A 26,111-nucleotide genomic window follows, 5' to 3' on the forward strand; every position below is an offset into this window, starting at 1 on the left:
CAACACATCAACCACGACAGGAGAGTTCATGCTCATCGAGACGCTGCAGATTCCCACCGCGGACGGCCTGGCCGACGCCTTCGCCGCCTTCCCCGACGACGGCGGGCGGCATCCGGGGGTGCTGATGTACCCGGACGGCTTCGGCATCCGGCCCGCGCTGGCCGAGATGGCCCGGGAGCTGGCCGGGCACGGGTACTGCGTACTCGTCCCCAACCTCTTCTACCGGCAAGGATCGTCCCCGCTGTTCGACCTTCCCGGGCACATCGGGGCCGAGGCCCGGCCCGCGATCTTCGCCCGGCTGATGCCGTGGATCGAGGCGCACACCGCCGAGCGCGCACTGCGCGACGCCGACGCCTACCTCGACTTCCTCGGCGCCCGGCCCGAGGTCGCCGCAGGACCCGTCGCGGTCACCGGCTACTGCATCGGCGGCCTCCAGGCGGTACGTACCGCCGCAGCCCACCCCGGCCGGGTGGCCGCCCTCGCCGCGTTCCACGCTCCCGTGGCCGCGGACGGCCCCGGCGTCCTCGCCGCGATCACCGCCCAAGTGCACTTCGGCCACGCGGCGAGCGACCTGACGCCCGAGGCCCTGGACGCACTCAACCGCACCCTGGACGCGGCGAAGCTCGACCACACCTCCGAGATCTACCCCGGCACGGTCCACGGCTTCACCATGTCCGACACCGACTCCTTCGACCCCGCCGGACTCCGGCGCCACTGGGACCGCCTGCTCCCCCTCCTCGGCACGGCACTCGGCACCGGCCGAGTCACCGGCTGAGCCACCATCCGGGGCCGTCCCGCCATCCCCGTGCCACCCCGAGTTCACCTCCGCCCCGGACGATGCGCTCATGCGACGACGCCTCACACCTGCCCTCGCCCTCGGAGTCTGCGCTCTCCTGGCGACCGCCCTCCCCGCCCACGCGCAGCCCCGCGCGGACACCGGAACCTACGGCACCAAGGCCGTCTACGCCCCGCAGCAGAACCCGCGGACGTACGCCCACGCGCCCAAGGGATTCACCCCGGTGTTCACCCAGCTCGTCTCTCGGCACGGCTCACGGGCCGCCACCGACGGGGAGGACGGCGCCCTGGTCATCGACCTGTGGAAGAAGGCAGATGCGCAGGGGCAACTCACCGCCAAGGGGCGGGCGTTCGGCCCGCTCGTGGAGCAGTTGCTCGCGGCCATGGAGAAGGTGGGGTACGGAAATCTCAGCGCGCGCGGCAAGAGCGAGCTGAGCGGCGACGCCGACCGGATGAGCGCACGGCTGCCCGCGCTCTTCGGCCGGATCGCGAAAGACGGCGAGAAGATCGACGTCGTGACGTCGGGCCAGACCCGAGCCATCGACAGCGGTACGGAATTCACCTCCGAACTCGCCGCTCTGAACCCCGAGTTGAAACCGCTGATCGGGCCATCGCGGACCGACAAGGACCTGCTGTACTTCCACAAGGCGGCAGGCGGGGCCGCGTACCGCGACTACATCGACACCGACCAGCGCCTCGCCGCCACCCTGGCCGCCGTGCGCGAACAGCCCGCCACCCACCGCGCCGCGCGCGCGATCCTGCGCGGGCTGTTCACCGACGCGTTCGTCGACTCTCTCGGCGACGCGGACGGCAGCGACGTCGCGGCGGCCCAGGCCGTCTACAACCTCTACGCCATCGCGCCCGCGATGAGCCAGGAGAGCCCCGACGGCCACAGCTGGCACCTGGAGCGCTACGTGCCGCACAGCGCGGCCGCGTGGTTCGGATACCTGGGCGACGCCGAGGACTTCTACGAGAAGGGCCCCGGCTTCACCGGCAGCGACATCACCTACAAGATGGCCGAGCCGCTCCTGGACGACCTGTTCACCCAGGTCGAGGCCGTGCGCGCCGGCACCAGCGACCGGGGCGCCGTACTCCGCTTCACCCATGCCGAGGAGATCATCCCGCTGGCCGCGCTGATGCGGCTGCCCGGCAGCACCGTGGCCGCCGCGCCCGACCGGCCGTACACGTACAAGAACAACCCGTGGCGCGGCGCCGAGGTGTCGTCGCTCGGCGCGAACATCCAGTGGGACGTCTTCCGCAAGGGCGGCACCTACCTGGTGCGCATGCTCTACAACGAGAAGGAGACCGCCTTCCGCGCGGGCTGCACTCCGGTCGCCAAGGGGAGCACCTTCTACGACCTCGACGAGCTGGAGAGCTGCTTCGGCCGTACGAGCTGACCCGCCGGTTCCCTCCGGTCAGCTCCCGCCCGTGAGTTCGCCGCTGAGCTTTTCGTGGAGGTGGGCGCTGGGGCGGTTCAGGCCGATGATCTCCACCTGTTTGCCGCGCTGGGCGTACTTGGTCTCGATCGCGTCCAGCGCGGCGACGGAGGAGGCGTCCCAGATGTGGGCTCCGGAGAGGTCGATGACGACCTTGCCGGGGTCGGTGGCGTAACCGAACTGCATCACCAGGTCGTTGGACGAGGCGAAGAAGAGCTCGCCGGTGACCTCGTAGACGACCTGGGTGCCGTCGGGGGCATGGACCGCCGAGACGTTCACGACGTGGGCCACGCGCTTGGCGAAGATGACCATCGCGGTGACCGATCCGACCACGACGCCGATCGCGAGATTGCTGGTGGCGACCACGACCGCGACCGTGATCACCATGACGGCGATCTCGCCGGCCGGCATCCGCCGCAGGGTCTTCGGGGCGATGGAGTGCCAGTCGAACGTCGCGAAGCAGACCATCACCATCACGGCGACCAGCGCGGCCATCGGGATGTCGGAGACGACCGGGCCGAAGACCACGCACAGCACCATCAGGAACGCGCCCGCCAGGAAGGTGGACAGGCGGGTGCGGGCGCCCGACACCTTCACGTTGATCATCGTCTGGCCGATCATCGCGCAGCCGCCCATGCCGCCGAAGAACCCCGTCACGATGTTGGCGATGCCCTGGCCGATGGACTCGCGGGTCTTGGAGGAGTGGGTGTCGGTGATCTCGTCGACCAGCTTGGCCGTCATCAGCGACTCCATCAGGCCGACCAGCGCCATCGCGAGCGCGTACGGCGCGACAAGGGTGAGGGTGTCCAGGGTGAACGGCACGTCCGGCAGCCCGGGGACGGGCAGGGAGGACGGCAGCGCGCCCTTGTCGCCCACCGTCGGCACGGCGATTCCGGCGGCGATCGTGATCACCGTGAGGACCACGATGGAGACGAGCGGGGCCGGGACCACCTTGGTGATCCTCGGGAAGAACACCAGGAGTACGAGGCCGCCGACGATCAGTGGATAGACCGCCCACGGCACGTCGCGCATCTCCGGCACCTGCGCCAGGAAGATCAGGATGGCGAGCGCGTTGACGAAGCCGACCATGACGCTGCGCGGCACGAACCGCATCAGCTTCGCGACGCCGAGCGCGCCCAGGACGATCTGGAAGACGCCGGCCAGGATCACGGCGGCGAGGAGATAGCCGAAGCCGTGCTCCCTGTTCAGCGGGGCGATCACCAGGGCGACCGCACCGGTGGCGGCCGAGATCATGGCGCGGCGGCCGCCGACGACGGAGATGGTCACTGCCATCGTGAAGGCGGCGAACAGGCCGATCCGCGGGTCGACCCCGGCGATGATCGAGAACGAGATCGCCTCGGGGATCAGCGCAAGACCCACCACGAGTCCGGCCAGGATCTCGGTGCGCCAGACCTTCGGGTCGGACAGCCAGTCGGGGCGCAGCGCGCGCAGTCGTACGGCCGGGGAGGGCGCGGGGGAGGACAAGAGATGCGGACCCTGTCGTACTCGGGCACACCCGATGTCGGCAGCGGGCGTACGGGACGGTGCAGAAGGCCCGCGCAGAGCTCAGAGGTGATGCGGCACGGCGGGCGGACCTTCCACTTTACCCGCGCCTCCCAGGACACCCCTGGCCCGTCCTGACCTGCCCTGACCTGGGCCGGCGGCCGCTGACAGCGGCCTGTCAGCGGTCTGCCAGCGCGCCCCGGCATTGTCCTCCTCATCGAGAACGGGCAAGCCGAAGAGCTGGGGAGAACACAGATGTCGTACGCCATCCAGGCCGAGGGTCTGGTCAAACGCTACGGGGACATGACCGCGCTGGACGGCGTCGACCTCGACGTGCCGGCCGGGAAGGTGATCGGTGTCCTCGGGCCGAACGGGGCGGGCAAGACCACCGCCGTACGGATCCTGTCGACGCTGCTGCGGCCGGACGCAGGGCGGGCCACGGTCGGCGGCCACGATGTGGTGCGGGACCCGGTGCGGGTACGCCAACTCATCGGCCTCACCGGGCAGTTCGCCTCGGTCGACGAAGGTCTCTCCGGAATGGAGAACCTGGTGCTGGTCGGGCGGCTGCTCGACCTGTCGAAGCGGGACGCGAAGGCGCGGGCCACCGAGCTTCTCGAACAGTTCTCGCTGACCGAGGCGGCCACCCGGCCGATCAGCACCTTCTCCGGCGGGATGCGCCGCCGCCTGGACCTGGCGGCCAGCCTGGTCGGCCGGCCGCAGGTCCTCTTCCTGGACGAGCCGACCACCGGCCTCGACCCGCACGCCCGCGGCGAGGTGTGGGACGTGGTCAGGAGCCTGGTCGCCGACGGCTCGACGGTGCTGCTCACCACGCAGTATCTGGAGGAGGCGGACCAACTCGCGGACAGCATCACGGTGTTCGACCGCGGCCGGGTCGTCGCCGAGGGGCGGCCGGGTGAGCTGAAGCGCCGGGTGGGCGGGCAGATCCTTCACGTACGGCCTTCGCTGCCGCAGGACGTGGCCACCGTCGCCGCGATGCTCACCGAGCTGACCGGCACCGCACCCGCCCAGGACGGTACGAACGGGCTGCTCACCGTGCCCGCCGACGACCCGCTGCTCGTCTCCGCCCTCGCCCGGCGGCTGGCCGCCGACGGGATCGGGACCGACGAGATGGGGCTGCGTCTGCCCAGCCTCGACGAGGTCTTCCTGGCCCTGACCGGGCGCAGTGCGAACAACAACGACGGCGACACCGACAACTCCGACAACGACACCAACTCCCTTGAGAGGAATGCAGCATGAGCGCCCAGACCATCTCCCCCGCCCGCGTCACCCACCAGGCCGCCGCTCCGCTGCGCGTCGGTGCGGCCAGGACCGTACGGCACAGCTTCGCCCTCGCCGGCCGCAACGTCACCAAGTTCCTCAAGTCCCCGCTGCAGCTCACCGATGTGGTCCTGACACCGATCATCACGCTGCTGATGTTCGTCTATCTCTTCGGCGGCGCGATCGCGGGCGGTGACGACCACGCGTACCTGCAGATGGTCACCCCAGGGGTCATGGTGATGACCGTCTTCCAGGCCAGCATCGGCATCGGCGTCTCCCTCAACGCCGATGCGAGCACCGGGGTGTTCGACCGGTTCAGGTCCATGCCGATCGCCCGCTCGGGTCCGCTGATCGGTGCCGTCCTCGCCGACTTCGTACGCTACGTCGTCTGCCTCGGCACCCTGCTGGTCCTCGGCCTGGTCATGGGCTACCGGATCGACACGAACCCGCTGGCGGCACTCGCCGCACTGGGGCTGCTCATCGGCTTCGCGCTCAGCTTCTCCTGGGTGTCGGTGTACATCGGCATGCTGGCCAAGACCCCCGGTTCCGTGCAGGGCCTGATGACCATCGTGGTGCTGCCGCTGACCTTCGCCAGCAATGTGTTCGTGCCGGACCAGACCATGCCGGGCTGGCTGAAGGCCTGGTCGGACATCAACCCGGTCAGCCTCGTCGCCGACACCGTGCGCGGTCTGCTCAACGGCGGCGCGATCGCCCACCCGCTGTTCGGCAGCCTCCTCTGGATGGCCGGCGTGATCGCGGTCTTCTTCCCGCTGGCGATGCGCTCCTACCTCAAGAACGCGGGCTGAACCTGCTCCACGACTACTACGACCACTACGACCGCACCGGCTCGCCGACCCCGTCGGCCAGCCGGTGCAGTGCGTCCTGCCGGTCCAGCGCCGCGCCCTCCGCGAACGCGGCCGCGTACTCCCCCTCGCCGAGCCGGCCCGTCAGCCGCCCGGCGAGTTCGCGCATCTCCGGCTCCCCCGCGTCGAACGCGCCCCGCATCACCTGGCTCATGCCCAGCGAGCGCGCCGCACCGGCCGGGTCGTCTTCCAGGGCGAGCAGCCCGCCGAGCAGCTCCGCGACCCAGGCCAGACCCGCCCCCGCGCCCTGGGCGAGGAGCCCGCCGGCCGCCTCGGGGAGCAGGGCCCGCGCGCCGGTGGCGTCGCCTGCCGCGAGACGGTTCTCCATGCGGGTACTGACGATCAGGTCGTGCGCCAACTCGGCGGGGATGGAACGGTGTTGGACGAACTCCTCCAGTTCGTCGAGCACCCGGTCGGCCCCCGCCAGGTCGCCCTCCCTGCGGTGCAGATTGGCCATGCCCGCCACGATGTTGGCCTCCAGACGGCGGTGGCCCCGCTCCCTCGCCTGGCCGTGCGCCCACTCCAGGTCGCGGCGCGCACCGGCCAGGTCGCCGCTGCGGCGCCGCTCGCGGGCGAGGCGGACCCGCCCCAGGTCCAGGTAGTCGTCGGTGCCGAGCTCGGCGCTGAGCGCGACCACCCGCTCCAGGGTGGCGATGGCCTGTCCGTACGCCCCGCGCAGGGAGTGGTCGCGGCCGACGGCCAGCAGGCTCATGATCAGGCCCCACCGGTCGCCCACCTCCTCGAAGCCGTGCAGCGCCGCGAGCCGGGAGGCCTCGCCGGTGTGCAGATCGCCCTGCTCGGTGAGGACGAAGTCGTACGCGAGGTGCGCGCCGGCCCGCACCCAGGGGTCGGGCGAGCCGAGCGAGCGTGCGAGACGGTCCGCCGGGGACTCCGACGGGTCGTCGGCGAGGGTGAGTTGGGAGATACGCAGGAAGAGGCCGGCCGTGAGGAACTCGCGGGCGTTCGCCGAGTCCACGTCCCCGGTGAGCGTCGCATCCAGCTGGGAGCTCATGCCGCGCACGCCCCAGTACCAGGACAGCGCACCGACGAACCGGGCGGCCAGTTCCGCGTCCCCGCCTTCCGAGGCCGACCGCAGCGCGTGCACCAGATTGGGGTGCTCGGCGTCGAACACCGCGATCGCTTCGAGCTGGCGGCCGGTGCGCAGGCGGGGTTCGTGCTGCTCGGCCAGGGCGAGGAAGTACGCGGCGAAGGGCCCTGAGATGTCGTCGCCTGAGGCGGTGAGGCGGGTGGCGGCGTAGGCCCGTACGGTCTCCAGCATCCGGTAGCGCGGCTCGCCTCCGGCCGGGTCCGAGGCGTCCGACGAATCGACCAGCGACTTCTCGATGAGTGCGTCGAGGAGGTAGAGGACGTCGTCGGCGGGGAGCGCTTCGTCCGCGCAGACCGCTTCGAGCGCGGCGAGCGTCGCCCCGCCGGGGAACGCGGACAGGCGCCGGGCCAGGGTCTGTTCGGGCTCGTCGAGCAGGTCCCAGCTCCACTCGACGACAGCCAGGAGGGTGCGCTGGCGCGGCAGGGCGGTACGGCTGCCCGAGGTCAGCAGCCGGAAGCGGTCGTCGAGGCGGCGGGCGATCTGCTCCACGCCCATCGAGCGCAGTTTGACGGCGGCCAGCTCCAGCGCGAGCGGCAGCCCGTCGAGCCGCCGGCAGATCTCGACGACGGCGCCGACCGTGGCACGGTCGAGCGTGAAGCCCGGCCTGACGCTCGCGGCCCGGTCGGCGAACAGCCGTACCGCGGCAGACCGTACGGCCTCGTCGGGCTCCGGCTCGCCCGAGGGCACATCGAGCGGGCCGAGATGGCAGAGCGCTTCGCCGTCGATGGCGAGGGGCTCTCTGCTGCTGGCGAGAATCCTCAACTGCGGGAGTTTCTGGAGCAGTTCGGCGGCCAGTTCGGCGACGGCATCCACAAGGTGTTCGCAGTTGTCGAGCACGAGGACGGCGTCCCCGATGTCGAGCAGCTCCGCCACCCGCTCGACCGGTGCGGCGTCCTGGGTGCGCCCGGCGTCGTAGAGCCCGCCGTCCGTGGAGCCGACCGCGCCCAGTACGGCGTCGGCGAGCTGCCCCGGCGCACCGACCCCGGCGAGCGGTACGAACCAGACGCGGCCGCGCTCCTGCGCCTTGTCGCGCCCGACGGCTTCGAGGGAGAGCCGGGTCTTGCCCGCGCCGCCCGGTCCGACGACGGTGACCAGCCGGGAGGCGGCCATCAGCGCGGCCAGCTGGGAGAGTTCGCGCTCGCGGCCGACGAAACTGGTCAGCCGGGCGGGCAGCCGGTTGACCGCGACCTGCGTCCTGGCAGCCGCCGGACGCTCCAACTCCCCCCGTAGCAGCGCGAGATGGACCTCGCGGAGTCCGGCCGACGGGTCGACACCGAGCTCGTCGGCGAGGCGCTCGCGGATCTCCTCGTACGCGGCGAGCGCGTCCGACTGACGGCCCGCCGCCCACAGCGCCCTCATCCGCAGCTCGGCCAGGCGCTCGCTCAGCGGGTCCGCGGCCGCCGCCGCGCCCAGGTCGGCGAGGATCTCCGCGTGCCGGCCCAGCTGCAGTTCGGCCTCGAAGAGACCCTGGGCAGCCTCGGCCCGCAGATCGTCGAGGCGTGTGACGACCGCGGCGGCGAAGGGCGCTTCCCGTACGTCGGCGAGCGCCTCGCCCTGCCACAGCGCGAGCGCCTCGCGCAGCACGGCCGCCGACTCGTCGTACCGCCCCCCCGCACCCTGCTTGCGCCCCTCGGCAGCCAGCACCTCGAACCGGTCGGCATCGACCTCGAACGCCCCGTCCCCGGCGAGCCGGTACCCCCCGGCGCCGGACTCCACGCGCGCCGCACCGCCCAGCGCCCGGCGCAGCCGCGACACCAGGGACTGCAGGGCGTTGCCGGCCTCGGCGGGCGGCTCCTCGCCCCACAGCCCGTCGACCAGCGCGTCCACGGACACCGGCCGCCCCGACTCCAGCGCGAGCCGGGCGAACAGCATCCGCAGCCGGGCCCCTGTGACGGCGGCCGGCGCGGCACCGTCGTCGCCCTGCACCTGAACCGGGCCCAGCAAAACTATGCGCACGGCGCTTCCCCCATGATCGACCGATGACCGGGACAGCATCCTTCACGGGCCGCGCGCGGTAAAGGCCGGTGCCCTGCGCCGCTCTCCACGCACCCCCTCACTCGTTCGGCGAGCCGTCCGGCCACCCGCCGTGCGGCGCCTTATTACCCCATTGACCTGGTGATACCGCGCATATGGGGTACCGGCCGCACCGGATCCCCGCCGAATGTGACACACAGTCAGCAGGCGGTGTGCCGCAGCGCGGGGTGTGCTCGGGGAGCGAGCCCGCCCCGACCGTCACCTGAGAGGCTGCTGGTGGATCACACCGATTCCGGCGAAGGGATCGTGCGCCGCGGCCTGACCGCTGCGGCGGCGACCATGGCCCTGTGCCTGGGCGTCGCGCTGATCAGCAACGGTGTCCCCGCCGACGGTCCGCCGCCCCAGCCGGGCGCCGCCCAGGCATTCGCCGCCCCCGGTCGCGGAGACGCCCACGCCGCCGCGAAGGTCGGGCCGATGGCGCCCTCCCCGCCGCAGCGCGTCCGCATCCCCGCGCTCCATGTCGACGCCCCGCTCACCGGTCTCGGCCTCGACGAGGACGGCCGGCTCGTCGCACCGCCCGAGGACGACCGCGATCTCGCGGGCTGGTACGACGCCGGCACGACCCCCGGCGCCACCGGCACGGCGATCGTGGCCGGTCATGTCGACACCCGGCAGGGGCCCGCCGTCTTCTACGGGCTCGGCGCGCTCAAGAAGGGCAACACCGTCGAGGTCGACCGCGAGGACGCCACCACGGCCGTCTTCACCATCGACGCCATCGAGGTCTACGCCGCGGACGACTTCCCCGACAAGAAGGTCTACGGCCACGCCTCCCGGCCCGAGCTGCGCCTGATCACCTGCGGCGGAGGCTTCAACAAGGCCCGGCAGGAGTACCTCGGCAACGTCGTCGTCTTCGCCCATCTCACCGGGCGCAAGGGCGCTGCGCAGGAGCTCAGTACTCCTTGAGGGCCAGGACCTCGGGGGCCTCGTCCGGGGTCTCCGCGACCAGGGCGTCGATCAGCTCCTGGGTGGGCTCCATGAACATCATCGGGGCCTGCTCCCGGCCCACCCGCTGGGTGTCCTCCACGTACGGACGGACTTCCTTCTCGTACGCGGCGAAGCCCGCCACATGGTCGCCCCCGGCCGCCGCCAGCTCTCCCGCCAGCACATACGCGGCGGTGACCGCCTGCGCCGTGCCGCGGCCCGAGGTCGGGGCCGCGCTGAAGCCCGCGTCGCCGACCAGGGCCAGGCGCCCCTTCGACCAGGAGGGCATGTGGATCTGGGCGGCCTCGGTGAAGTAGAGGTCGTCGGCGTCGCGGAGGAACTCCAGGAGGCGCGGGACCTCCCAGCCGAGGTTGGCGAAGACCCCGGTGACCAGGCGCTTCTGGGCCTCGGTGTCCCGGCGGTCGATGTCGACCGGGGTGTGTGTGAAGTAGAAGTTGGCGCGGGCCTCGGCGTTGTGGTGGGCGCTGAGGATGTTCGCCACCCGGCCGCTGCCGTCGGTGTGGGACATGCCGGTGTGGTCGAGGTCCAGGTAGTTGTCCACCGACCAGACCGCCGCGTAGATGTCGAGGGGGCGCAGGTAGTCGGCGGTCGGTCCGAAGCCGAGGCGCCGTACCTTCGAGTGCAGTCCGTCCGCGCCTATCACCAGGTCGAAACGGCGGGAGGCGGCGTTCTCGAAGGTGACGTCGACGCCGTCGTCGTCCTCGGACAGCTCCTTGACCGAGTCCGAGAAGAGGTACTCGACGTCGTCGCGGGTCGCCTCGTACAGGAGCCGGGTGAGGTCGCTCTTGAGGATCTCCAGCTCACCCGCGAAGACCGCGGCGGGCAGCGCCACCACGGGGGCGCCCGCGGCGTTCACGACCTGCATGTCCCGCATCTCGGTGGAGTGTTCTCGGAGCGCGGGCAGGAGTCCCATCCGGTCGGCCACCGTCATCGCGGGGCCGCGCAGGTCCACGGCGTATCCGCCGGAGCGCGGGGCCGGGGCCACCTCCACCACGGTGACGGTGAAGCCGTGGTGGTGCAGCCAGTAGGCGAGGACCGGGCCTGCGATGCTCGCGCCCGAGATGAGGATGTTCTGGTTCCGGTGCGGGTTCTGGTGTGGGTTCTGCTTCCCCGTGGTGCTGGTCACGCGTCACTTCCCTCTAGCGAGAGCTCTGGTCAACAGCGCCTGCCACCCTGCCAGTTGGGCGACGGCCTGACCACACCACCACCAGGAGCACCGGAGCCAGGAGTACGAGAACGCTCCAGGGCAGCGACTCCGCGCCGGCGGCGTCCAGGAGGATGCCGCCCGCCACTCCCCCGGCGGCCATCGCCGCGTTCCAGAGGGTGACGAGCATCGCCTGCACCGCGTCCGCCGACTCACCGCCCGCGTCGCCCGCCGCGGTCTGCAGCAGGGTGGGGATGCCGCCCCAGCCCAGGCCCCAGAGGGCTGCCGCGACGTAGACCAGGGCGGGGCTGTCGGACAGTACGGCCAGCAGGGCGGCCGCGGCGGCGACCAGGATCGTGCCCGCGGCGGTCAGCGCCCGGAGGTGGCGGCTGATCGTCGCGCCCACGATCCCGATGGAGAGGAGGGAGGCCCCGCCGAAGGTGAGGAGGACCAGGTCCGTCGAGTCGCCCATGCCGAGGTGGTCGAGGAAGGCGGCGACGTACGCGTACAGGATCGTGTGCGCCAGGACGAAGACCAGCGTGACGAAGAGGACCGGGGTGACGCCCGGGATGCGCAGGGTCGCCAGGAGCGGGCCCGTGCTCTGGTGGCGCTGACCTGGGAAGTCGGGGATCACTGCGGTGATCCAGGCGAGCAGGGCGAGGGTCAGGCCGGTCATGAGGAGGAAGGCGGTCTGCCAGCTGACCGCCTTGCCGAGGAAGGTGCCCGCGGGCACGCCCAGGGAGAGCGCGAGGGGGATGCCGGACATGGCGATCGCGATCGCCCGGCCCTGGAGGTGGGCGGGGGCCAGCCGCCGGGCGTAACCGGCGAGCAGCGCCCAGGCGACGCCCGCGGCCACTCCGGCGACGAAGCGGGCGGCCATGGTGAGCGTGTAGTCGGAGGAGAGCGCGGTGACCGTGTTGGCGGCGGCGAATCCCGCCATCGCCGTGAGGAGCAGGCGCTTGCGGCGCCAGCCCGCGGTGAGGGCGGAGAGCGGGATGGCGGTGAGGGCCGTGCCGATCGCGTAGACCGTCACCGTCTGGCCGGTCGCGGACTCGCCGACATGCAGGTCGGCGCTCATCGCGGGGAGCAGGCCCGCGGGAAGCGTCTCGGTGAGGCTGGTGATGAAGACGGCCGTCGCCAGGGCGAGGAGGGCGGGCAGCGGGAGTTTGGGGGCGGGGGTTCGGGGAGGGGCGGTGGGGGTGGTGGCGGTCATGACTGGGGGCTCCTGGTGAGATCGGCAGGGGTCAGAACTGGGTTGTCTCGACGGGGAGTTGAGCGCAGGTGGTGTACGGGGCGTCCGCGGCCAGGAAGAGCGCGGCGCGTGCCGCCGCGTCGGTCCCGGCCGCGTAGGCACAGTCCGGCGCGACCGCGTTGACCCGGATGCCGCGGTCGCCGAGCTCCGCCGCGAGGGCGCGCAGGGCCTGCCGGCGCGAGTGCGGGCCCGCCGTGGTGAACACGACCGCGCCGCCGTCCTTCAGGACCGGGCGCAGCGCGAGGACCGTGGCGCGGCCCGCGGCGAGGAAGAGGTAGTCGATACGGCCGAGACGCGCCTCCACCGCGGCGGCGAGGTCCGTATCGGCCAAGGTGAACACCTGGGCGCAGATGCCCAGTTCGGCGGAGGCGTGGGCGAGGTGCGCCGGGGTGCGGCCGGTGAGGAGGATCTTCGCGCCGCCCTCGGCGAGGCGCTTGGCGACGGCCAGGCCGATGCCGCTCGTCCCGTCGACGACAAGGGCTGTTCTGCCCCGGTACTTGGTCATGCGGACGACAGTGCCCGGGGGCGCTTCGGGTGGGCTGACCATTCGCTGACGGTTCGCTGATGGTCGTGATCAAGGGGGTTGTGGGTGGTGTGTACCGTGGCGCCATGCGGTTCGGGGTGCTGGGTGCGGTGGCGGTGTGGGACGGCGAGGGGAAGCCGGTCCGGGTGCCGGAAGTGAAGGTCAGGGCACTGCTGGCCGATCTGCTGGTGCACGAGGCGCAGCCCGTGTCCGCCGACCGGCTCATCGACGACCTGTGGGGCGAGGAACCGCCCGGCCGCCCCGCCAACGCACTGCAGGCCAAGGTCTCCCAGCTGCGGCGGGCCCTCGGACGCGACCGGGTGGTCCACCAGGCGCCCGGCTACCGGCTGCGCGTGGACCCGGCTTCCGGGGACGAGGTCGACACGGAACTCTTCCGGGCGCTGGTCGGGCGCGCCCGGCGGGCGGGCGATCCCGTCGTACGGGCGGGGCTGTTCGGCGAGGCGCTGGGGCTGTGGCGGGGGCCCGCGTACGCGGACTTCGCGGACGAGGACTTCGTACGGGCTGCCGCGCGCCGGCTGGCGGAGGAGCGGCTCGCGGCGGAGGAGGAGCGGGCCGAGGCGCGGGTCGAGGCGGGTGAATTCGCCGTCGTGGCCGGGGACTTGGCCGAGTTGGTGGCGCTGCATCCGCTGCGGGAGCGGTTGCGGGCGGTGCAGATGCGGGCGCTTTACCTTGCGGGGCGGCAGGGGGAGGCGCTGGCTTCGTACGGGGAGGTGCGGGGGTGGCTGGCGGAGGAGCTGGGGGTTGATCCGGGGGCGGAGCTTGTCGCTCTGTACGAGGGGATTCTGCGCCAGGACCCGGGGCTGGCTCCTGGCCCGCCCAGTGGGCCTCCTCCTGGGGCTCCGCCCCAGACCCGGGTCCTCAATCGCCGGACGGGCTTGAATTTGCCGGATCCCGGCCCGGATTCTGCGGGCACAGCCATGGAACCGGGCTTTGCCGAGCGGGACTTGACCTGCCAGCCTCCTCCTGGGGCTTCGCCCCAGGCCCCGGTCCTCAATCGCCGGACGGGCTTGAATTTGCCGGATCCCGGCTCGGAATCTGCGGGCATGATTGTGCCCGAGCCCGGCTGGGAATCTGCCAGTGCAGCCGCCCTCACTCCCCTCATCGGGCGCGATCGCGCCATCGCCGAGCTCGAACAACTCCTCCTGAAGCAGCGCCTCGTGACCCTCACCGGGCCCGGCGGGGTCGGGAAGACCCGGCTTGCTCTTGCCCTGGCCGGGAGGCCGAGCCGCACCGCCTTTCCCGACGGCGTCCATCTCGTCGAGTTCGCCGGGGAGCGCGGTGACGTCGCCGATCTCGCCCAGCTCGTCGCCCGGACCCTCGGCCTCCGCGACGATGCCGCCGCCGGGTCCGGGCCCGTCGCCTCGCCCGAGCGTGCCCTCGGCGATGCCCTCCGCGAGCGCCGGGCGCTGCTCGTCCTGGACAACTGCGAGCACGTCGTCGAGGCCGCCGCCGCCCTCGCCGCCCACCTCCTCCGCGCCGCGCCCGGCGTCCGGATCCTCGCCACCGGTCAGGAGCCGCTGGGCATCGCGGGCGAGACCGTCTTTCTCGTCGAGCCGCTTCCCGTGGACGACGCCGTACGGCTGTTCACCGAGCGCGCCTCCGCCGCCGCGCCCGGCTTCTCCCTCGGCGGCGGGAACGACCTCGCCGTCGGCGAGATCGTGCGCCGCCTCGACGGCATACCGCTCGCCCTGGAGCTCGCGGCCACCCGCGTACGCGCCCTGGGTGCAAAGGAGTTGGCCGCCAGGCTCCGCGACCGGTTCCGCGTCCTGACCTCCGGGCAGCGCGGTGCGCCCGCCCGCCAGCAGACCCTGCGCGCGGTGATCGACTGGAGCTGGGAGCTCCTCAGCGCCCCCGAGCGCATCGTGCTGCGCCGCCTCGCCGTCCACCGCGACGGCTGCACCCTGTACGCCGCCGAAGAGGTGTGCGCGGGCGACGGCGTGGAGCGCCACGCGGTGCTCGACCTGGTGGGACGGCTCGTCGAACGCTCGCTCGTCGTCATGGCGGAGGGCCCGGACGGCCCCCGTTACCGACTCCTCGAATCCGTGGCCGCGTACGCGACCGAGCGCCTCGATGAGATGGAGGACCTCGACGGCGTACGCGCACGCCACCTGAGCCACTATCTGCGTCACGCCGAGAACCTCGGCTCTCAACTCCACGGACAACAGCAGGAATCGGCACTCGCGGGCCTCGACGCCGAGGCCGCCAACCTGCGGGCCGCCCTGGACGAGGCGGTGCGAAGGGCCTCCCCCGACGAAGCCGTGCGCCTCACCACCGCGCTCTCCTGGTGGTGGCTTCTGCGCGGCCGGCTCAACGAGGCCCGCCGCGCCCTGTCGGCGACGCTCGCCGTCGCCCCGGCCGGCAGCGCACCCCACGTCCTGCACGCTGCGTTCGTGCTGATGAGCGGCGACCGCCCCGAGACGCAGGAGGTACGGACCGACGACGTCCGCGCCACCTGGCTGCACGCGTACGCCCTCTTCAGCGCCGGCGACCTCGACGCCGCCGAAGACGTCAACGCCCGCACCCTCGCCCTCTTCACCGCCACCGGCGACCCCTGGGGCACCGCCGCGGCCCTCGGCCTGCGCGCGCAGCTCGCGCTGGCCCGCGACGCTCTCGCCACCGTCGAGGACGACGGGCTGCGCAGCGCCGCGCTCTTCCGCGAACTGGGCGACCGGTGGGGCGAGTTGCAGACCGTGTATCCCCTCGCCTTCCTCGCCGAGGTCAAGGGTGACTACGCGGAGGCCGACCGCCGCCAGCACGAGGGCCTGCGCATCGCCCGCGCGCTGGGCCTCCAGCGGGAGATCTCCGCACGCCTCTCCGGCCTGGGCCGCCTCGCGCTGCTCGCGCACGACTGGGACCGCGCCCGCGCGCTGCACGAGGAGTCGTACCGCCGGGCCATCGAGCAGGGTCACATCTACGACCAGGTGCACTCCCTGATGGGACTGGCCCTCGGCGCCCGCCGCTCCGGCAGCCTCGACGAGGCCCGGAAGCACCTCCTGCACATCCGTGCCATCTACGCCTCCACGCCCGTGGGCGACCATCTCCTCGACACCGAGCTCGGTTTCATCGCCGAACTACGCGGGGACGCACAGCAGTCGGCGGCTCTGCACCGCACCGCGCTGGCGGCCGCCCGCTCCATCGGGGAGCCACGCGCCGTCGCCCACTCCCTGGAGGGCCTGGCGGGAGCCGCGTCGCTCGCCGGGGACGCCGCCCACGCCGCCCAGTTGCTGGGCGCGGCGGACGCGGCCCGCCGGAGCGTGCACGCTCCGCTGCCGCCCGCCGAGCGCGGTGACGTCGACCGGATCACGGGGCGCGCCGAAGTCGCGCTGGGCACGGACGCGTTCGGCGCCGCGTTCCGGCGGGGCGCGGAGCTGGATCCGGAGCAGGCCGTACGGAGTGCGCTGCGTAGATCACAAACTCCACCGGCCTGACTTTGGATCTGATTCAATTTCGTCCGTGACCAGACCCGTGACCCACGACGCGACCGACTAGCGCATGGTGGATTCCCTGCGCCCCGGAGACCCGGCGCACATAGGCCCGTACCGCCTCGACGGCCGGCTGGGGGCGGGCGGGATGGGGCAGGTGTACCTGGGGACTTCGCCGTCCGGGCGGCAAGTCGCGGTGAAGCTGATCCGGCGGGAGCTGGCCTCCTCGGCACAGTTCCGGGCGCGCTTCGCGCAGGAGGTCGAAGCGGCCCGCAGCGTGGGCGGTTTCCATACCGCGCAGGTTGTCGACGCCGACCCCGCCGCAGAGGCTCCGTGGCTGGTCACCGCCTACGTCCCGGGGCCGACTCTGCAGCAAGTAATCACCGGGCAGGGCCCGTTGGCACCCGACGCCGTGCTGCGGCTCGGGGCGGGCCTGGCCGAGGGGCTTGCCGCCATCCACCGGTGCGGTCTGGTCCACCGCGACCTGAAGCCGGGCAACGTCATCATGGCCGCCGACGGGCCCCGCATCATCGACTTCGGTGTGGCCCATGCCGTGGGCGCCGCCGAGCCGATGACCCGTGCGGGCGCGGTGATCGGTACGTACGCCTACATGTCACCGGAGCAGATCCGCGCCGAGCCCGTCGCACCCGCCAGTGACATCTTCTCGCTCGGCTCGGTCCTCGCCTTCGCCGCGACCGGGCGCAGCCCCTTCGAGGCGTCGGTCGTGCCTGCGATCGTCCACCGGGTCACCCAGGAAGCGCCTCAACTCCCCGGGATGAGCGGTGCGTTGTACGAGCTGACGGTCGCATGCCTGGACAAGAATCCGTACGCCCGCCCGTCCGCGGACGACATCCTCGCGCGCCTTTCGGTGACCGCTCCCGGCGTCCCCTCTCCCCCCTCCCCCGCCCCGAAGGCACTGCCCCGGCGTGCGCTGATCTTCGGAGGAGCCGCTGTCGCCGCGGCCGCCGTCGGGGTCCCCGCGTATGTCCTTTGGCCGGAGTCGAAATCCGGCTCTGGCTCCGGCTCCGGCTCCAAGGGCGGTACGGGATCGCCCAAGTCCCCGCCCGCCAGGGACTTCAGCAAGCCGGTCGTACGCCTCAGCGGCCACACCAGCAACGTGGGGTGCCTCGCCTTCGGCCCGGACGGAAAGACACTCGCCAGCGGCGCCTTCGACGGGTCCGTGCGGTTGTGGGACGCCGTCGGCGGGCGTGCGATCACCACGTTCAAGGGCCACAAGGAGTGGGCCATGGCCGTCGCGTTCAGCCCGGACGGCGCGACGCTCTACAGCGGGAGCTTCGACAAGACGCTGCGGCGCTGGGACGTGCGGACCGGGGTGCCGAAGGGCGTCCTCGCCTCGTACGCGGGGGAGTTCGACAGCGTCAACTGCCTGGCGTCCAGCCCCGACGGCAAGTCGCTCGCCGCGGGCGTCGGCAGCACGGTGCGGCTGCTCGATCCGTCCACCGGGCGCACCAGGGCCACCCTCAACGGGCACACCGGGAGCATGAGGGGGGTCGCGTTCAGTCCGGACGGCCGGACGCTCGCCAGTGTGGCCGCCGACACCGAGGAAGGCATCGTGCGGTACTGGGACGCCGGGACCGGCCGTCTCATCAGGACCTTCACGGCCGGCGGGAGCAAGAACTACTCCACGGTGGCGTTCAGCCCCGACGGCAAGACCCTTGCCGGCTTCGGGCCCGGTGTGCGGATGTGGGACCTGGCCTCCGGGCATCTCAAGTCGTCCCTCACCGACGGCCGTCACGACTATCTCTCCACCGGCGCCTACGGCCCGGTCGGCGCGCTGATCGCCGGGGCCGGCGGCAATCGCACCCTCAAGCCCGAGGACACCACCGGCAGGACGATCAGTCTCTGGGACGCTTCCACGGGCCGCCTCTCCACCGCCACCCTGAACGCCGTCATGCCGACGTCGAAGCTCACCGCCTCGCTGGATTCGCTGGTGTTCAGCCCGGACGGCACCACCCTGGCCGCCGCCGTGAACCTGGCCGCAGTGACCCAGGAGACCGACACCTCGATCCAGCTCTGGAAGCTTCCCGGGCGCCTGCCCACCGCACCCCCGACGGACGGTACCCATGGATGAGTTGACACCCGACGACCCCCAGTGGGTCGGCCCCTACCGGCTGGACGGCCGGCTGGGCGCGGGCGGCATGGGCACCGTCTATCTCGGTACGTCACCCGGCGGCCGCAAGGTCGCCGTGAAGCTGATCCACGCCGAACTCGCGGACTCCCCGCAGTTCCGGGCCCGGTTCACCCGGGAGGTGGAGGCTGCCAGGAAGGTCGGCGGCTTCCATACGGCGCAGGTCGTCGACGCCGACCCCGAGGCGGCGGAGCCGTGGCTGGTCACCGCGTACATCCCGGGACCCACGCTCCACCAGGTCGTCGCCGACGGCGGCCCCCTCGACCCCGACGCCGTCCTGCGGCTCGGTGCGGGGCTCGCCGAGGGGCTCGACGCGATCCACCGGTGCGGACTGGTCCACCGCGACCTGAAGCCGGGCAACGTCATCATCGCCGAGGACGGGCCGCGCATCATCGACTTCGGTATCGCCCGTGCTGTGGACGCCAGTTCACTGACCGCGACCGGCACGATCATCGGCACGTACGCGTTCATGTCGCCGGAGCAGATCCGGGCCGACCGGGCGGGACCCGCATCCGACGTCTTCTCGCTCGGATCCGTGCTGGCTTTCGCCGCGACCGGACGCAGCCCGTTCGACGCGCCCACTCTTCTGGAGGTCGTCCAGCGGATCCTGGACCAGGGGCCCATGCTGAACGGCCTGTACGGCGAGCTCCACCGGCTGCTGCTCGCCTGCCTGGCCAAGGACCCCGCCGGGCGGCCCGAAGTCGCAGGCCTGGCAGCCGCGTTCAGTGGGACACCGGCTGGCGGGGCGGCGGCGGCCGGGGCCGCGGTCCGCCCACCCGATCCGCGCCTGCCCGCGCTGGAGGGGACGCTGCACCTGGGCCCGGCGGACAGAACGCCGACGGACAGGTCTCCGGCGGACCGGACGCCGACGGCACCCGACGCCGCGCCCGTGGGCACGCCGTACGCGCATCCCGCGTACCGGCAGCCCAGCCCGCCGCCACCCCGGCCTCCGCACACACCACCGCCCGCAACAGCCGCCGCCGGCACCGGCGTCTCCCGGCGCACGCTCCTCATCGGCGGGGCGGCAGCGGCGGTCGCCGCCACGGCCGTCGGGGTCCCGCTGCTCCTGCGCAACCAGGGCGACAAGGACGACAACTCCGCGACGCCCAGGAGCGGTTCATCGAAGTCGCCTTCCTCCGCATCGGACAAGTCCACGGCGGGCGCGGTCTCCCTCATCGGCCCCCCGGCCGTCTCGGGGATCATCTTCGGCCCGGACAGCAAGTCGGTGCTCGCCTCCAGCGGAGACGGCACGATCTGGCGCTGGGACGTGGCCACCCGACGCGGCACGGCGACGCACATGGCCACCGCCGCGTACATGCAGCAGAACACCTTCACCGCGGACGCCAAACTGCTCATGCGCGTGGAGGAGAACAAGGTCCGGCTGTGGGACGTGGCCACCGGCCGCACCGTCAAGACCTTCACCGGCATCACGTCGGCGAAGGGCCAGGACGGCTTCGTCAACGGGGCGAGCCTCAGTCCGGACGGCTCGACCCTCGCCGCGAGCACGGCAAAGGGCCTGTACGTATGGGACGTCGCCTCCGGCGGGCTCAAGACCATCCACAAGGACGTGAGCCCCGGGCCCGTGCGGTTCAGCCCGGACGGCAAGCTGCTGGTCTGCAGTTATCCCATGCAGCTACGGGAGATGCCGTCGGGTCGCATCCTGACCACTCTGGACTTCAACACCGCCCAGGACGTGGCATTCAGCCCGGACAGCCAGATACTGGCCATCGCGGAGAACGGCAACGCGGTGCGCCTGTGGAACACCAGCTCCCACCAGGAGATCGTCGCGCTCAAGGGCCACAAGAACATGATTCACCAGGTGGCATTCCACCCCGACGGCCGGAGGCTGGCCAGCGTCGACCAGGACGGCAGCGCCCGCGTGTGGGACACGGTCACGGGCAAGACGACCGCGGCCTACAAGGGTCCCAACTCCTTTGCGGCGGTGGCCTTCAGCCCGGACGGGAAGAGGCTGGCGGCCGGCCTCGCGAGCGGCACCGACGTTTCGAGCAAGGACACCGTGCGGATGTGGCCGGTCACCTGATCCCCGAGGTCACGCGGCGGCGGTGTGCTCTCCCAGAAAGTCGGTGATCAGCTTCTGCCACTCCTCGGGGCGCTCCGCGAACGGCAGGTGCCCGGTGGCGATCTCGGCGGTGCGCGCGCCGGGAATCCCCTGCGCGAGCTGCCGCTGCAGCGCAGGCGGGACCAGCGGATCGTCCGTCGTGGTGATCACCAGGGTGGGTATGGAGAGGTGCGCCAGGTCGTCCCGTACGTCGATCCGCCCGACCAGCTCGGTCTGCGCGGGCGTGCCCGGCGTGATGGAGCCCGCGGTCAGCTCGATCCCCGCGCGCAGATCGTCGGCCGGGATCGCCTGCAGGGTCTCGTGACCGAAGGCGACGTACGCGAGGAACTCCGCGAGCAGCGCATGGTCGCCCGCCTCGTACAGCCTGCGCCAAATCGACGCGGCCAGACGCAACTTGGCGTCAGCGTGGGCGAAGGTCGCGGTCAGCACCAGTGCGGTGACGCGCTCGGGGTGGCGGGCCGCAGCACGAACGGCCACCGGGCCGCCGAGCGAGAAACCGGCGATAGCGAAGGTCTCCAAGCCCTCGGCGATCGCGGCGGCGACCAGCTCGTCGGCCAGTTCGTCCGCGTCGAGCGGGGCGGCCGAGGCCGGGGTCGTACCGGCGCCGGGGAAGTCGGCGCCGACGACCGTGCGGTGGGCGGCGAGGCCGTCGAGCAGCAGCCCGTAGTTCGCCTCGACGCCGCCGCCCGCGCCGTGTGCGAGGAGCAGACCGGGTCCCGAGCCGCGCACGGTGCGGGCGAACGTCGGTGCGGGGAGGGTGAGTTCGGGCATGGCGGGACACTCCTTCAATCTGTAGCGGTCGCTATGGAAGGACCGTAGCACGATCCATAGCGACCGCTACAGAAATGGAGATTCAGTGGCCCGGCACCGGGCTCTCCTCGATGAAGCGCCGCAGCTCCGCCGTCAATGCGTCCGGATTGTCCAGCTGCACGAGCGTCGCGGCCCCGGGAATCTCCACGTACCGCCCCTGCGGCAGCAGTTCGGCGAGCCGCCGGCCCGTCGCGGGCGGCATCATCCGGTCCTCGGCACCCCAGGCGACGAGCGCAGGACGGTCGAAGGTCCTGAGCCGCTCGGCGGCCTTGAGGTAGACGTCCTTCGATCCGTCGCGCACGAACTTGCGCAGGTCGCGGCGGATTTCGGCGCTGGTGTGCAGCGGCCGGTACCAGCGGCGGATCAGTTCCTGCGGGATCGGGCGGACGGCCATCCCGCCGAGCGAGGTCTTCATCCGCACCAGGAAGGGCACCTTGAAGATCTGCAGCAGGAGAAAGAGCCCGCCGGGGATGCCGCTCGCCGCGTATAGGGCCTTGCCCTGGAGACCGGGCGGATAGTTGTCGAGCGCCTCGCAGGAGGTGAGGACCAGCCGGGCGACGCGCTTGTCGTCGACACCGACCAGGAGTTGGGCGGTGCCCGCATCGTTCTGGACGAGCGTGACGGCGTTCAGGTCAAGACGCTCCAGGAACTCCCCCAGGAGCACGGCGACCCCCTCGGCCGACAGATCGGCGTCCGCGTTCATCGGGATGCGGTGGCCGCCGATCGGCAGTACGGGCACGACCACCCGGAAATCCGGAGCCAGTTGCTCCGTGACCGCCGCCCAGACCGTCTCGTCGAAGCCGAGCCCCGGAACGAGGACGATCACCTCGCCGGAACCGCCCGTATCGATGAACTCGACTGTTCCTGCTGAGAGTTGGACGGAATTGGTCTCCATGACGCAAGCGTAACGAACGCCATTCTCGTGGTTCATGTCACCGGTTTGCGACGAGAAGACTACTCTCGGTCACGGCACGGAACTGCGCCGCCTGCGCGAGGAGGCCGGCCTCAGCCAGGAGCAGCTCGGCGGCTGCGTGTTCTGCACCGGCTCCCTGGTGGGCCAGGTCGAGACGGCCAGGAGGGTCCCGACCCGCGATTTCTCCGAGCGGGTGGACGCGGCGCTGGGTACGGAGGGGCAGCTGGCGCGGCTCGCGGGCCTGGTCCTGCGGTCCCAACTGCCTTCCTGGTTCCAGCAATACGCGGAGATGGAGGCGAAGGCGGCGTACATCTCCACCTTCCAGGCCCAGCTCGTGGATGGGCTGCTCCAGACGGAGGCGTACGCACGGGCGGTGCTCGGTGTACTGACGGAGGACAACATCGACGCGCGTGTCGAGGCCCGGATGGAGCGCCAGCGCATCCTGTTGCGGGAGGACCCGCCACTGATGTGGGTCGTGCTCAGCGAGGCGGTGCTGCACCAGCAGATCGGCGGGCGCGAGGTGATGCGGGATCAGCTCGCGCATCTGCTCAGCTTCCAGGAGAGCCGGTGGGTGAATGTCCAGGTGCTGCCTTACGCGGCGGGCCAACACCCGGGCCTGATGGGCTCGTTCAATGCCCTGCGCTTTGAGGGCGACCCCGACCTCATCTACACCGAGGACTTCGTCCAGGGCCATATGACCGCTCACCCCGAAAAGGTCAAGGAGAGCCAGCTTCGTTACGCTCACTTGCAGGCCGCCGCCCTCTCCCTGGTGGAATCGGCCGCACTGATCGCGCGCGTGATGGAGGAACAGCATGGAGACGAACCAGAGCCTGACCGCCGCGACATGGCGTAAGTCGAGCTACAGCGGCGACACCGGCGGCCAGTGCGTCGAGGTCGCCGAGCTCACCGCCGGGACCGGCACAGACCATGTCGCCGTCCGCGACTCCAAGAACCTCGGCGGCGGTGCCTTCACCGTCACTACGGCAGCTTTCTCGGCCTTCGTTCGGGGACTCGGCGCCCTGCCGGGCGCGTAGCGCGCTACCGTACGAGAGGCCCGAAGCCGCAACTTCGTTTTGCGACTTCGGGCCCTTCGCGTGATACCGCAGCTACGGCAGCGGCACGTACCTCGGGGCGCCGTCCGCCGTCTCGCCGGACTGCCTCATGCAGCCCAGATCCAGCATCAGGTTCACACAGTCGCGGACCCGTCCGAGCGTGAGCCCTGTGCTCGCGGCGATCTCCTCGAAGCGGTACTCGGCGGCCCCCTGGACGAGGGACGGTGCGAGGTATGCCGCTACGGCGTGGATGTCCTCGGTGACCACGAGGTTCCTGGACAGCCAGTTGTCGAGGAGTTCCTGGGGCGTCGTACGCGGGCCGGGCACCAGCGCGGAATCCGCCGGAACCCCGAGGCGTGCGACGAGGAGATCCAGCTTCTGCTCAAGGAGCCTGTTCTGCTCGGCCAGGAGCTTGTTGCGCTCCTCCTCCAGCCTGTTGCGCTCCATGGCCATCTGGTTGCGTTCCGCCGACCGAGCAGCCAGCAGTTCGTCCGCGTGGATGTTCCGCTCCTCCAACCGCACGAGGGCGTCGACGATCTGTTGCGGCATGACATACGTCGCGCCGGTCTCGGGAGCAGCGGCGGATTGCAGCGGGGCCGGTTCGAGTTCGTAGGAACCAGTGCGCTGGATGGTCTCGACGACCTCGGCGACCCAGAGCTTGAAGGGCTCGCACTCCGGCTTGGTGCAGCCGTTGACAAGCAGGATCAGACCTTGGAGGTCGATCATCTGCAAGTCTCGACGCCAGTCCCGACCTGCGGGAATGCTGAGACCGTAACCTCCAGTGACAGTCTCGAGCATGTCTCGGCGCTGCTCCGGAACATGGTCGGAGAGCGCCTTCCGAGAGTTGCTGTACCCCAGATGCTTTGCGACATCCGCCATGGGAAACCAGTACGTCCCGTCCGGCATGGTCAGCCGCCTCACCCGCGCGCCCGTAGCCGCGTAGACGAAGTCGCCGATCTCGATCGCGTCCTTCGACGTGTTCTGTTCCTGCTGTTTCTGCTCGTCCATCGAGCATCACCTCCAGGCCGGAACCTATGACCCAGGGATATTCAACTTCCTTTAATAATGGCGATGTTCACCCGAAAGGAGACTTGAACTCGCACGCTGCTGGAACCCGAGTTCGAGCCCGTCAGCTGCCGACGCCGAGGTCCCGCGCCCGTACCCCCGCCTGGAAACGCGACGTCGCCTCCAGCGTCTCCATCAGCTCGGCCACCCTGCGGCGGTAGGTGCGCAGCGACATGCCGAGGTGGCGGGCCGCCGTCTCGTCGGTGTGGCCCGCGCCGAGCGTGCGCAGGATGCGGCGCGACTCCTCCGAGAGGTCGGGGCGGGGCAGACCGGAGAAGGCGGCGATGGAGTCGGCGGTCTCCCAGGTGGCGTCGATCAGCGAGCGGATGCTGTCCACGACCTCGGGGGTCGTGACCACGGTGTACGTACGGACGCCGCTCTCCGGCGCCCCGGCCAGGATCGCGGTCCGCCGGTCGAGGACGATCGCCTCGTGGGTGAGGGGCGCGGCCGCGATCCGTACCTCCGCACCCGTGGCCGCGATCCGCAGGACCCGCCGCACGGACTCGGCGTCGGCCACCGCGCGCGGGGTGTACAGCTTGCGCATCACCATGCCGGGCAGCAGGTGCGGGCGCTTGCCGCGCGCGAAGGCGGCGTTCACGCCGGGCGAGAAGGTCCACGGGTCCGTGGCCGCGACCAGGAACTCCTGCCGTACTCCGGCGATCAGATCCCCTGCCCGGGCCACGAGCTCGTGGTCGCCCCGCAGGGTGACGATCTGGTCGGTTCGCATGGTCCTGACATCTTGCCGTCCGCTGCCGCGTGGCAGCAAGATGCCAGTTCGGCGGGGGCGGGGCGGGGGCGTCGCAGAATCTCCCCATGACGAAGACCGAAGAGAGCACCACGACCGTCACGACCGCAGGACGCTGGGCACTGGGCGGCGACCTGTCCGTGTCCAGGACGGGATTCGGGGCGATGCGACTGCCGATGCGCGACTTCGGGATCCCGGGGGTCGACCCGCGGCAGGCGGTCGCCGTGCTGCGGCGGGCCGTGGAGCTCGGCGTGGACCACATCGACACGGCGGCCTTCTACTTCCACCAGGACGTCACGGCCAACGCCCTGATCCGCGAGGCCCTGCACCCGTACCGCGACGACCTGGTCATCGCCACCAAGGTCGGCCCCGGCCGCAGGCGCCCCGACGGCGAGTGGCTCTCGCCCGCCGGCCCCGAGGAGCTGAAGGCCGCCGTCCACGACAACCTCCGCGAGCTCGGCCTGGACCGCCTCGACCTGGTCTACCTCCGCCTCCAGCCGCCGAACGACGGAGCCCTCGCGGAGCGCTTCGGCGCGCTGGCCGAGCTGCAGCAGGAGGGCCTGATCCGGCACCTCGGCATCAGCAACGCCACGGTGGAGCAGCTCGCGGAGGCGCAGCGGATCGCGCCGGTGGCCTCGGTGCAGAACCGGTTCAGCGTGGGGAGCCGTACCGACTCCGCGGTTCTGGACGCCTGCACCGAGCAGTCCATCGCCTTCGTCCCCTACTACCCGCTGGTCGGCAAGGGCGGCGACCAGGCGGTGTCCGATACGGCGCAGCTGGAGGCGATCGCGGCCCGGTACGGAGCGAGCACGGCCCAGGTGAAACTGGCCTGGCTGCTGGCCCTCTCCCCCTCCGTACTGATCATCCCCGGCACGTCGTCGCCCGCCCACCTGGAGGAGAACATGGCGGCGGGCGCCCTGACCCTCGCCCCTGCGGACCTGGCCGCGCTGACGGCGCCGCACACGGTGTGACATAC

The 26,111-nt window shown here is 71.6% G+C and carries 20 protein-coding genes; 11 read left to right on the forward strand and 9 right to left on the reverse strand.

The window, feature by feature from the left end:
• Positions 1–28: 28 nt before the first annotated feature.
• Together AB0H78_RS01035 and AB0H78_RS01040 are read left to right on the forward strand one after the other, a co-directional pair.
• A complete protein-coding gene (locus tag AB0H78_RS01035) occupies positions 29–775 on the forward strand; it encodes a dienelactone hydrolase family protein (RefSeq protein ID WP_363232057.1) in 747 nt (248 codons plus the stop codon).
• Between the two features lie 70 nt (positions 776–845).
• Positions 846–2,192 (forward strand): histidine-type phosphatase, encoded by a 1,347-nt coding sequence (locus AB0H78_RS01040; protein ID WP_363232058.1) that lies wholly within the window; start codon positions 846–848, stop codon positions 2,190–2,192.
• An 18-nt stretch (positions 2,193–2,210) separates the two neighbouring features.
• On the opposite strand, the gene AB0H78_RS01045 is transcribed toward AB0H78_RS01040, so the two are convergent.
• Complete coding sequence (locus AB0H78_RS01045) at positions 2,211–3,716, reverse strand: SulP family inorganic anion transporter (RefSeq protein WP_363232059.1); 1,506 nt, start codon at positions 3,714–3,716, stop codon at positions 2,211–2,213.
• 273 nt (positions 3,717–3,989) lie between these two features.
• Here AB0H78_RS01045 and AB0H78_RS01050 point away from each other — a divergent pair, with 273 nt between their 5' ends.
• Positions 3,990–4,991, forward strand: a complete 1,002-nt coding sequence (locus tag AB0H78_RS01050; protein ID WP_363232060.1) for an ATP-binding cassette domain-containing protein — start codon at positions 3,990–3,992, stop codon at positions 4,989–4,991.
• Positions 4,988–5,818, forward strand: a complete 831-nt coding sequence (locus tag AB0H78_RS01055; RefSeq protein ID WP_363232061.1) for an ABC transporter permease — start codon at positions 4,988–4,990, stop codon at positions 5,816–5,818. Before AB0H78_RS01050 ends, AB0H78_RS01055 begins: the two co-directional genes overlap by 4 nt.
• Before the next feature lie 25 nt (positions 5,819–5,843).
• On the opposite strand, the gene AB0H78_RS01060 is transcribed toward AB0H78_RS01055, so the two are convergent.
• Entirely contained in the window at positions 5,844–8,939 is a 3,096-nt protein-coding gene (locus AB0H78_RS01060; RefSeq protein ID WP_363232062.1) for a BTAD domain-containing putative transcriptional regulator, read from the reverse strand.
• 357 nt (positions 8,940–9,296) lie between these two features.
• Between AB0H78_RS01060 and AB0H78_RS01065 the strand changes: the two genes are divergently transcribed.
• Positions 9,297–9,920 (forward strand): class F sortase, encoded by a 624-nt coding sequence (locus AB0H78_RS01065; RefSeq protein WP_363232686.1) that lies wholly within the window; start codon positions 9,297–9,299, stop codon positions 9,918–9,920.
• Here AB0H78_RS01065 and AB0H78_RS01070 read toward each other — a convergent pair.
• The 3 genes from AB0H78_RS01070 to AB0H78_RS01080 are packed head-to-tail and all read right to left on the reverse strand — an operon-like array spanning position 9,907 to position 12,860.
• Positions 9,907–11,085, reverse strand: coding sequence for an FAD-dependent monooxygenase (locus tag AB0H78_RS01070; RefSeq protein ID WP_363232063.1), 1,179 nt, complete (start codon positions 11,083–11,085; stop codon positions 9,907–9,909). The genes AB0H78_RS01065 and AB0H78_RS01070 overlap by 14 nt on opposite strands.
• 13 nt (positions 11,086–11,098) lie before the next feature.
• Positions 11,099–12,316 (reverse strand): MFS transporter, encoded by a 1,218-nt coding sequence (locus AB0H78_RS01075; protein ID WP_363232064.1) that lies wholly within the window; start codon positions 12,314–12,316, stop codon positions 11,099–11,101.
• Between the two features lie 31 nt (positions 12,317–12,347).
• The gene (locus AB0H78_RS01080; RefSeq protein ID WP_363232065.1) at positions 12,348–12,860 is read right to left on the reverse strand and encodes an SDR family NAD(P)-dependent oxidoreductase; all 513 of its coding nucleotides are present in this window, start codon (positions 12,858–12,860) and stop codon (positions 12,348–12,350) included.
• Between the two features lie 104 nt (positions 12,861–12,964).
• On the opposite strand from AB0H78_RS01080, the gene AB0H78_RS01085 reads away from it, so the two are divergent.
• From AB0H78_RS01085 to AB0H78_RS01095, 3 genes are all read left to right on the forward strand, one after another.
• Entirely contained in the window at positions 12,965–16,327 is a 3,363-nt protein-coding gene (locus AB0H78_RS01085) for a BTAD domain-containing putative transcriptional regulator (RefSeq protein WP_363232067.1), read from the forward strand.
• A 64-nt stretch (positions 16,328–16,391) separates the two neighbouring features.
• Positions 16,392–18,413 carry a serine/threonine-protein kinase gene (locus AB0H78_RS01090; RefSeq protein ID WP_363232068.1) on the forward strand — a complete coding sequence of 674 codons (2,022 nt, stop codon included), beginning with the start codon at positions 16,392–16,394 and terminating at the stop codon, positions 18,411–18,413.
• Positions 18,406–20,511, forward strand: a complete 2,106-nt coding sequence (locus AB0H78_RS01095) for a serine/threonine-protein kinase (RefSeq protein ID WP_363232069.1) — start codon at positions 18,406–18,408, stop codon at positions 20,509–20,511. The genes AB0H78_RS01090 and AB0H78_RS01095 overlap by 8 nt, the downstream gene beginning before the upstream one ends.
• A gap of 9 nt (positions 20,512–20,520) precedes the next feature.
• Here AB0H78_RS01095 and AB0H78_RS01100 read toward each other — a convergent pair whose 3' ends face one another.
• Entirely contained in the window at positions 20,521–21,321 is an 801-nt protein-coding gene (locus AB0H78_RS01100) for an alpha/beta fold hydrolase (protein WP_363232070.1), read from the reverse strand.
• An 82-nt stretch (positions 21,322–21,403) separates the two neighbouring features.
• Positions 21,404–22,255, reverse strand: a complete 852-nt coding sequence (locus AB0H78_RS01105) for an alpha/beta hydrolase (RefSeq protein WP_363232071.1) — start codon at positions 22,253–22,255, stop codon at positions 21,404–21,406.
• Positions 22,256–22,289: 34 nt separating this feature from the next.
• Here AB0H78_RS01105 and AB0H78_RS01110 point away from each other — a divergent pair, with 34 nt between their 5' ends.
• Both AB0H78_RS01110 and AB0H78_RS01115 read left to right on the forward strand, forming a co-directional pair.
• A complete protein-coding gene (locus AB0H78_RS01110) occupies positions 22,290–23,126 on the forward strand; it encodes a helix-turn-helix transcriptional regulator (RefSeq protein ID WP_363232072.1) in 837 nt (278 codons plus the stop codon).
• Positions 23,086–23,307 (forward strand): DUF397 domain-containing protein, encoded by a 222-nt coding sequence (locus tag AB0H78_RS01115; protein WP_363232073.1) that lies wholly within the window; start codon positions 23,086–23,088, stop codon positions 23,305–23,307. The genes AB0H78_RS01110 and AB0H78_RS01115 overlap by 41 nt, the downstream gene beginning before the upstream one ends.
• Before the next feature lie 72 nt (positions 23,308–23,379).
• Here AB0H78_RS01115 and AB0H78_RS01120 read toward each other — a convergent pair whose 3' ends face one another.
• Together AB0H78_RS01120 and AB0H78_RS01125 are read right to left on the reverse strand one after the other, a co-directional pair.
• Entirely contained in the window at positions 23,380–24,333 is a 954-nt protein-coding gene (locus tag AB0H78_RS01120) for a Bro-N domain-containing protein (protein WP_363232074.1), read from the reverse strand.
• A 121-nt stretch (positions 24,334–24,454) separates the two neighbouring features.
• Positions 24,455–25,117, reverse strand: a complete 663-nt coding sequence (locus tag AB0H78_RS01125; protein WP_363232075.1) for a DNA-binding response regulator — start codon at positions 25,115–25,117, stop codon at positions 24,455–24,457.
• An 86-nt stretch (positions 25,118–25,203) separates the two neighbouring features.
• Here AB0H78_RS01125 and AB0H78_RS01130 point away from each other — a divergent pair, with 86 nt between their 5' ends.
• A complete protein-coding gene (locus tag AB0H78_RS01130) occupies positions 25,204–26,106 on the forward strand; it encodes an oxidoreductase (protein WP_363232076.1) in 903 nt (300 codons plus the stop codon).
• Positions 26,107–26,111 lie beyond the last annotated feature (5 nt).

The organism is Streptomyces sp. NPDC050738 (assembly GCF_040654175.1).
In the GTDB taxonomy this organism is placed as follows: domain Bacteria; phylum Actinomycetota; class Actinomycetes; order Streptomycetales; family Streptomycetaceae; genus Streptomyces.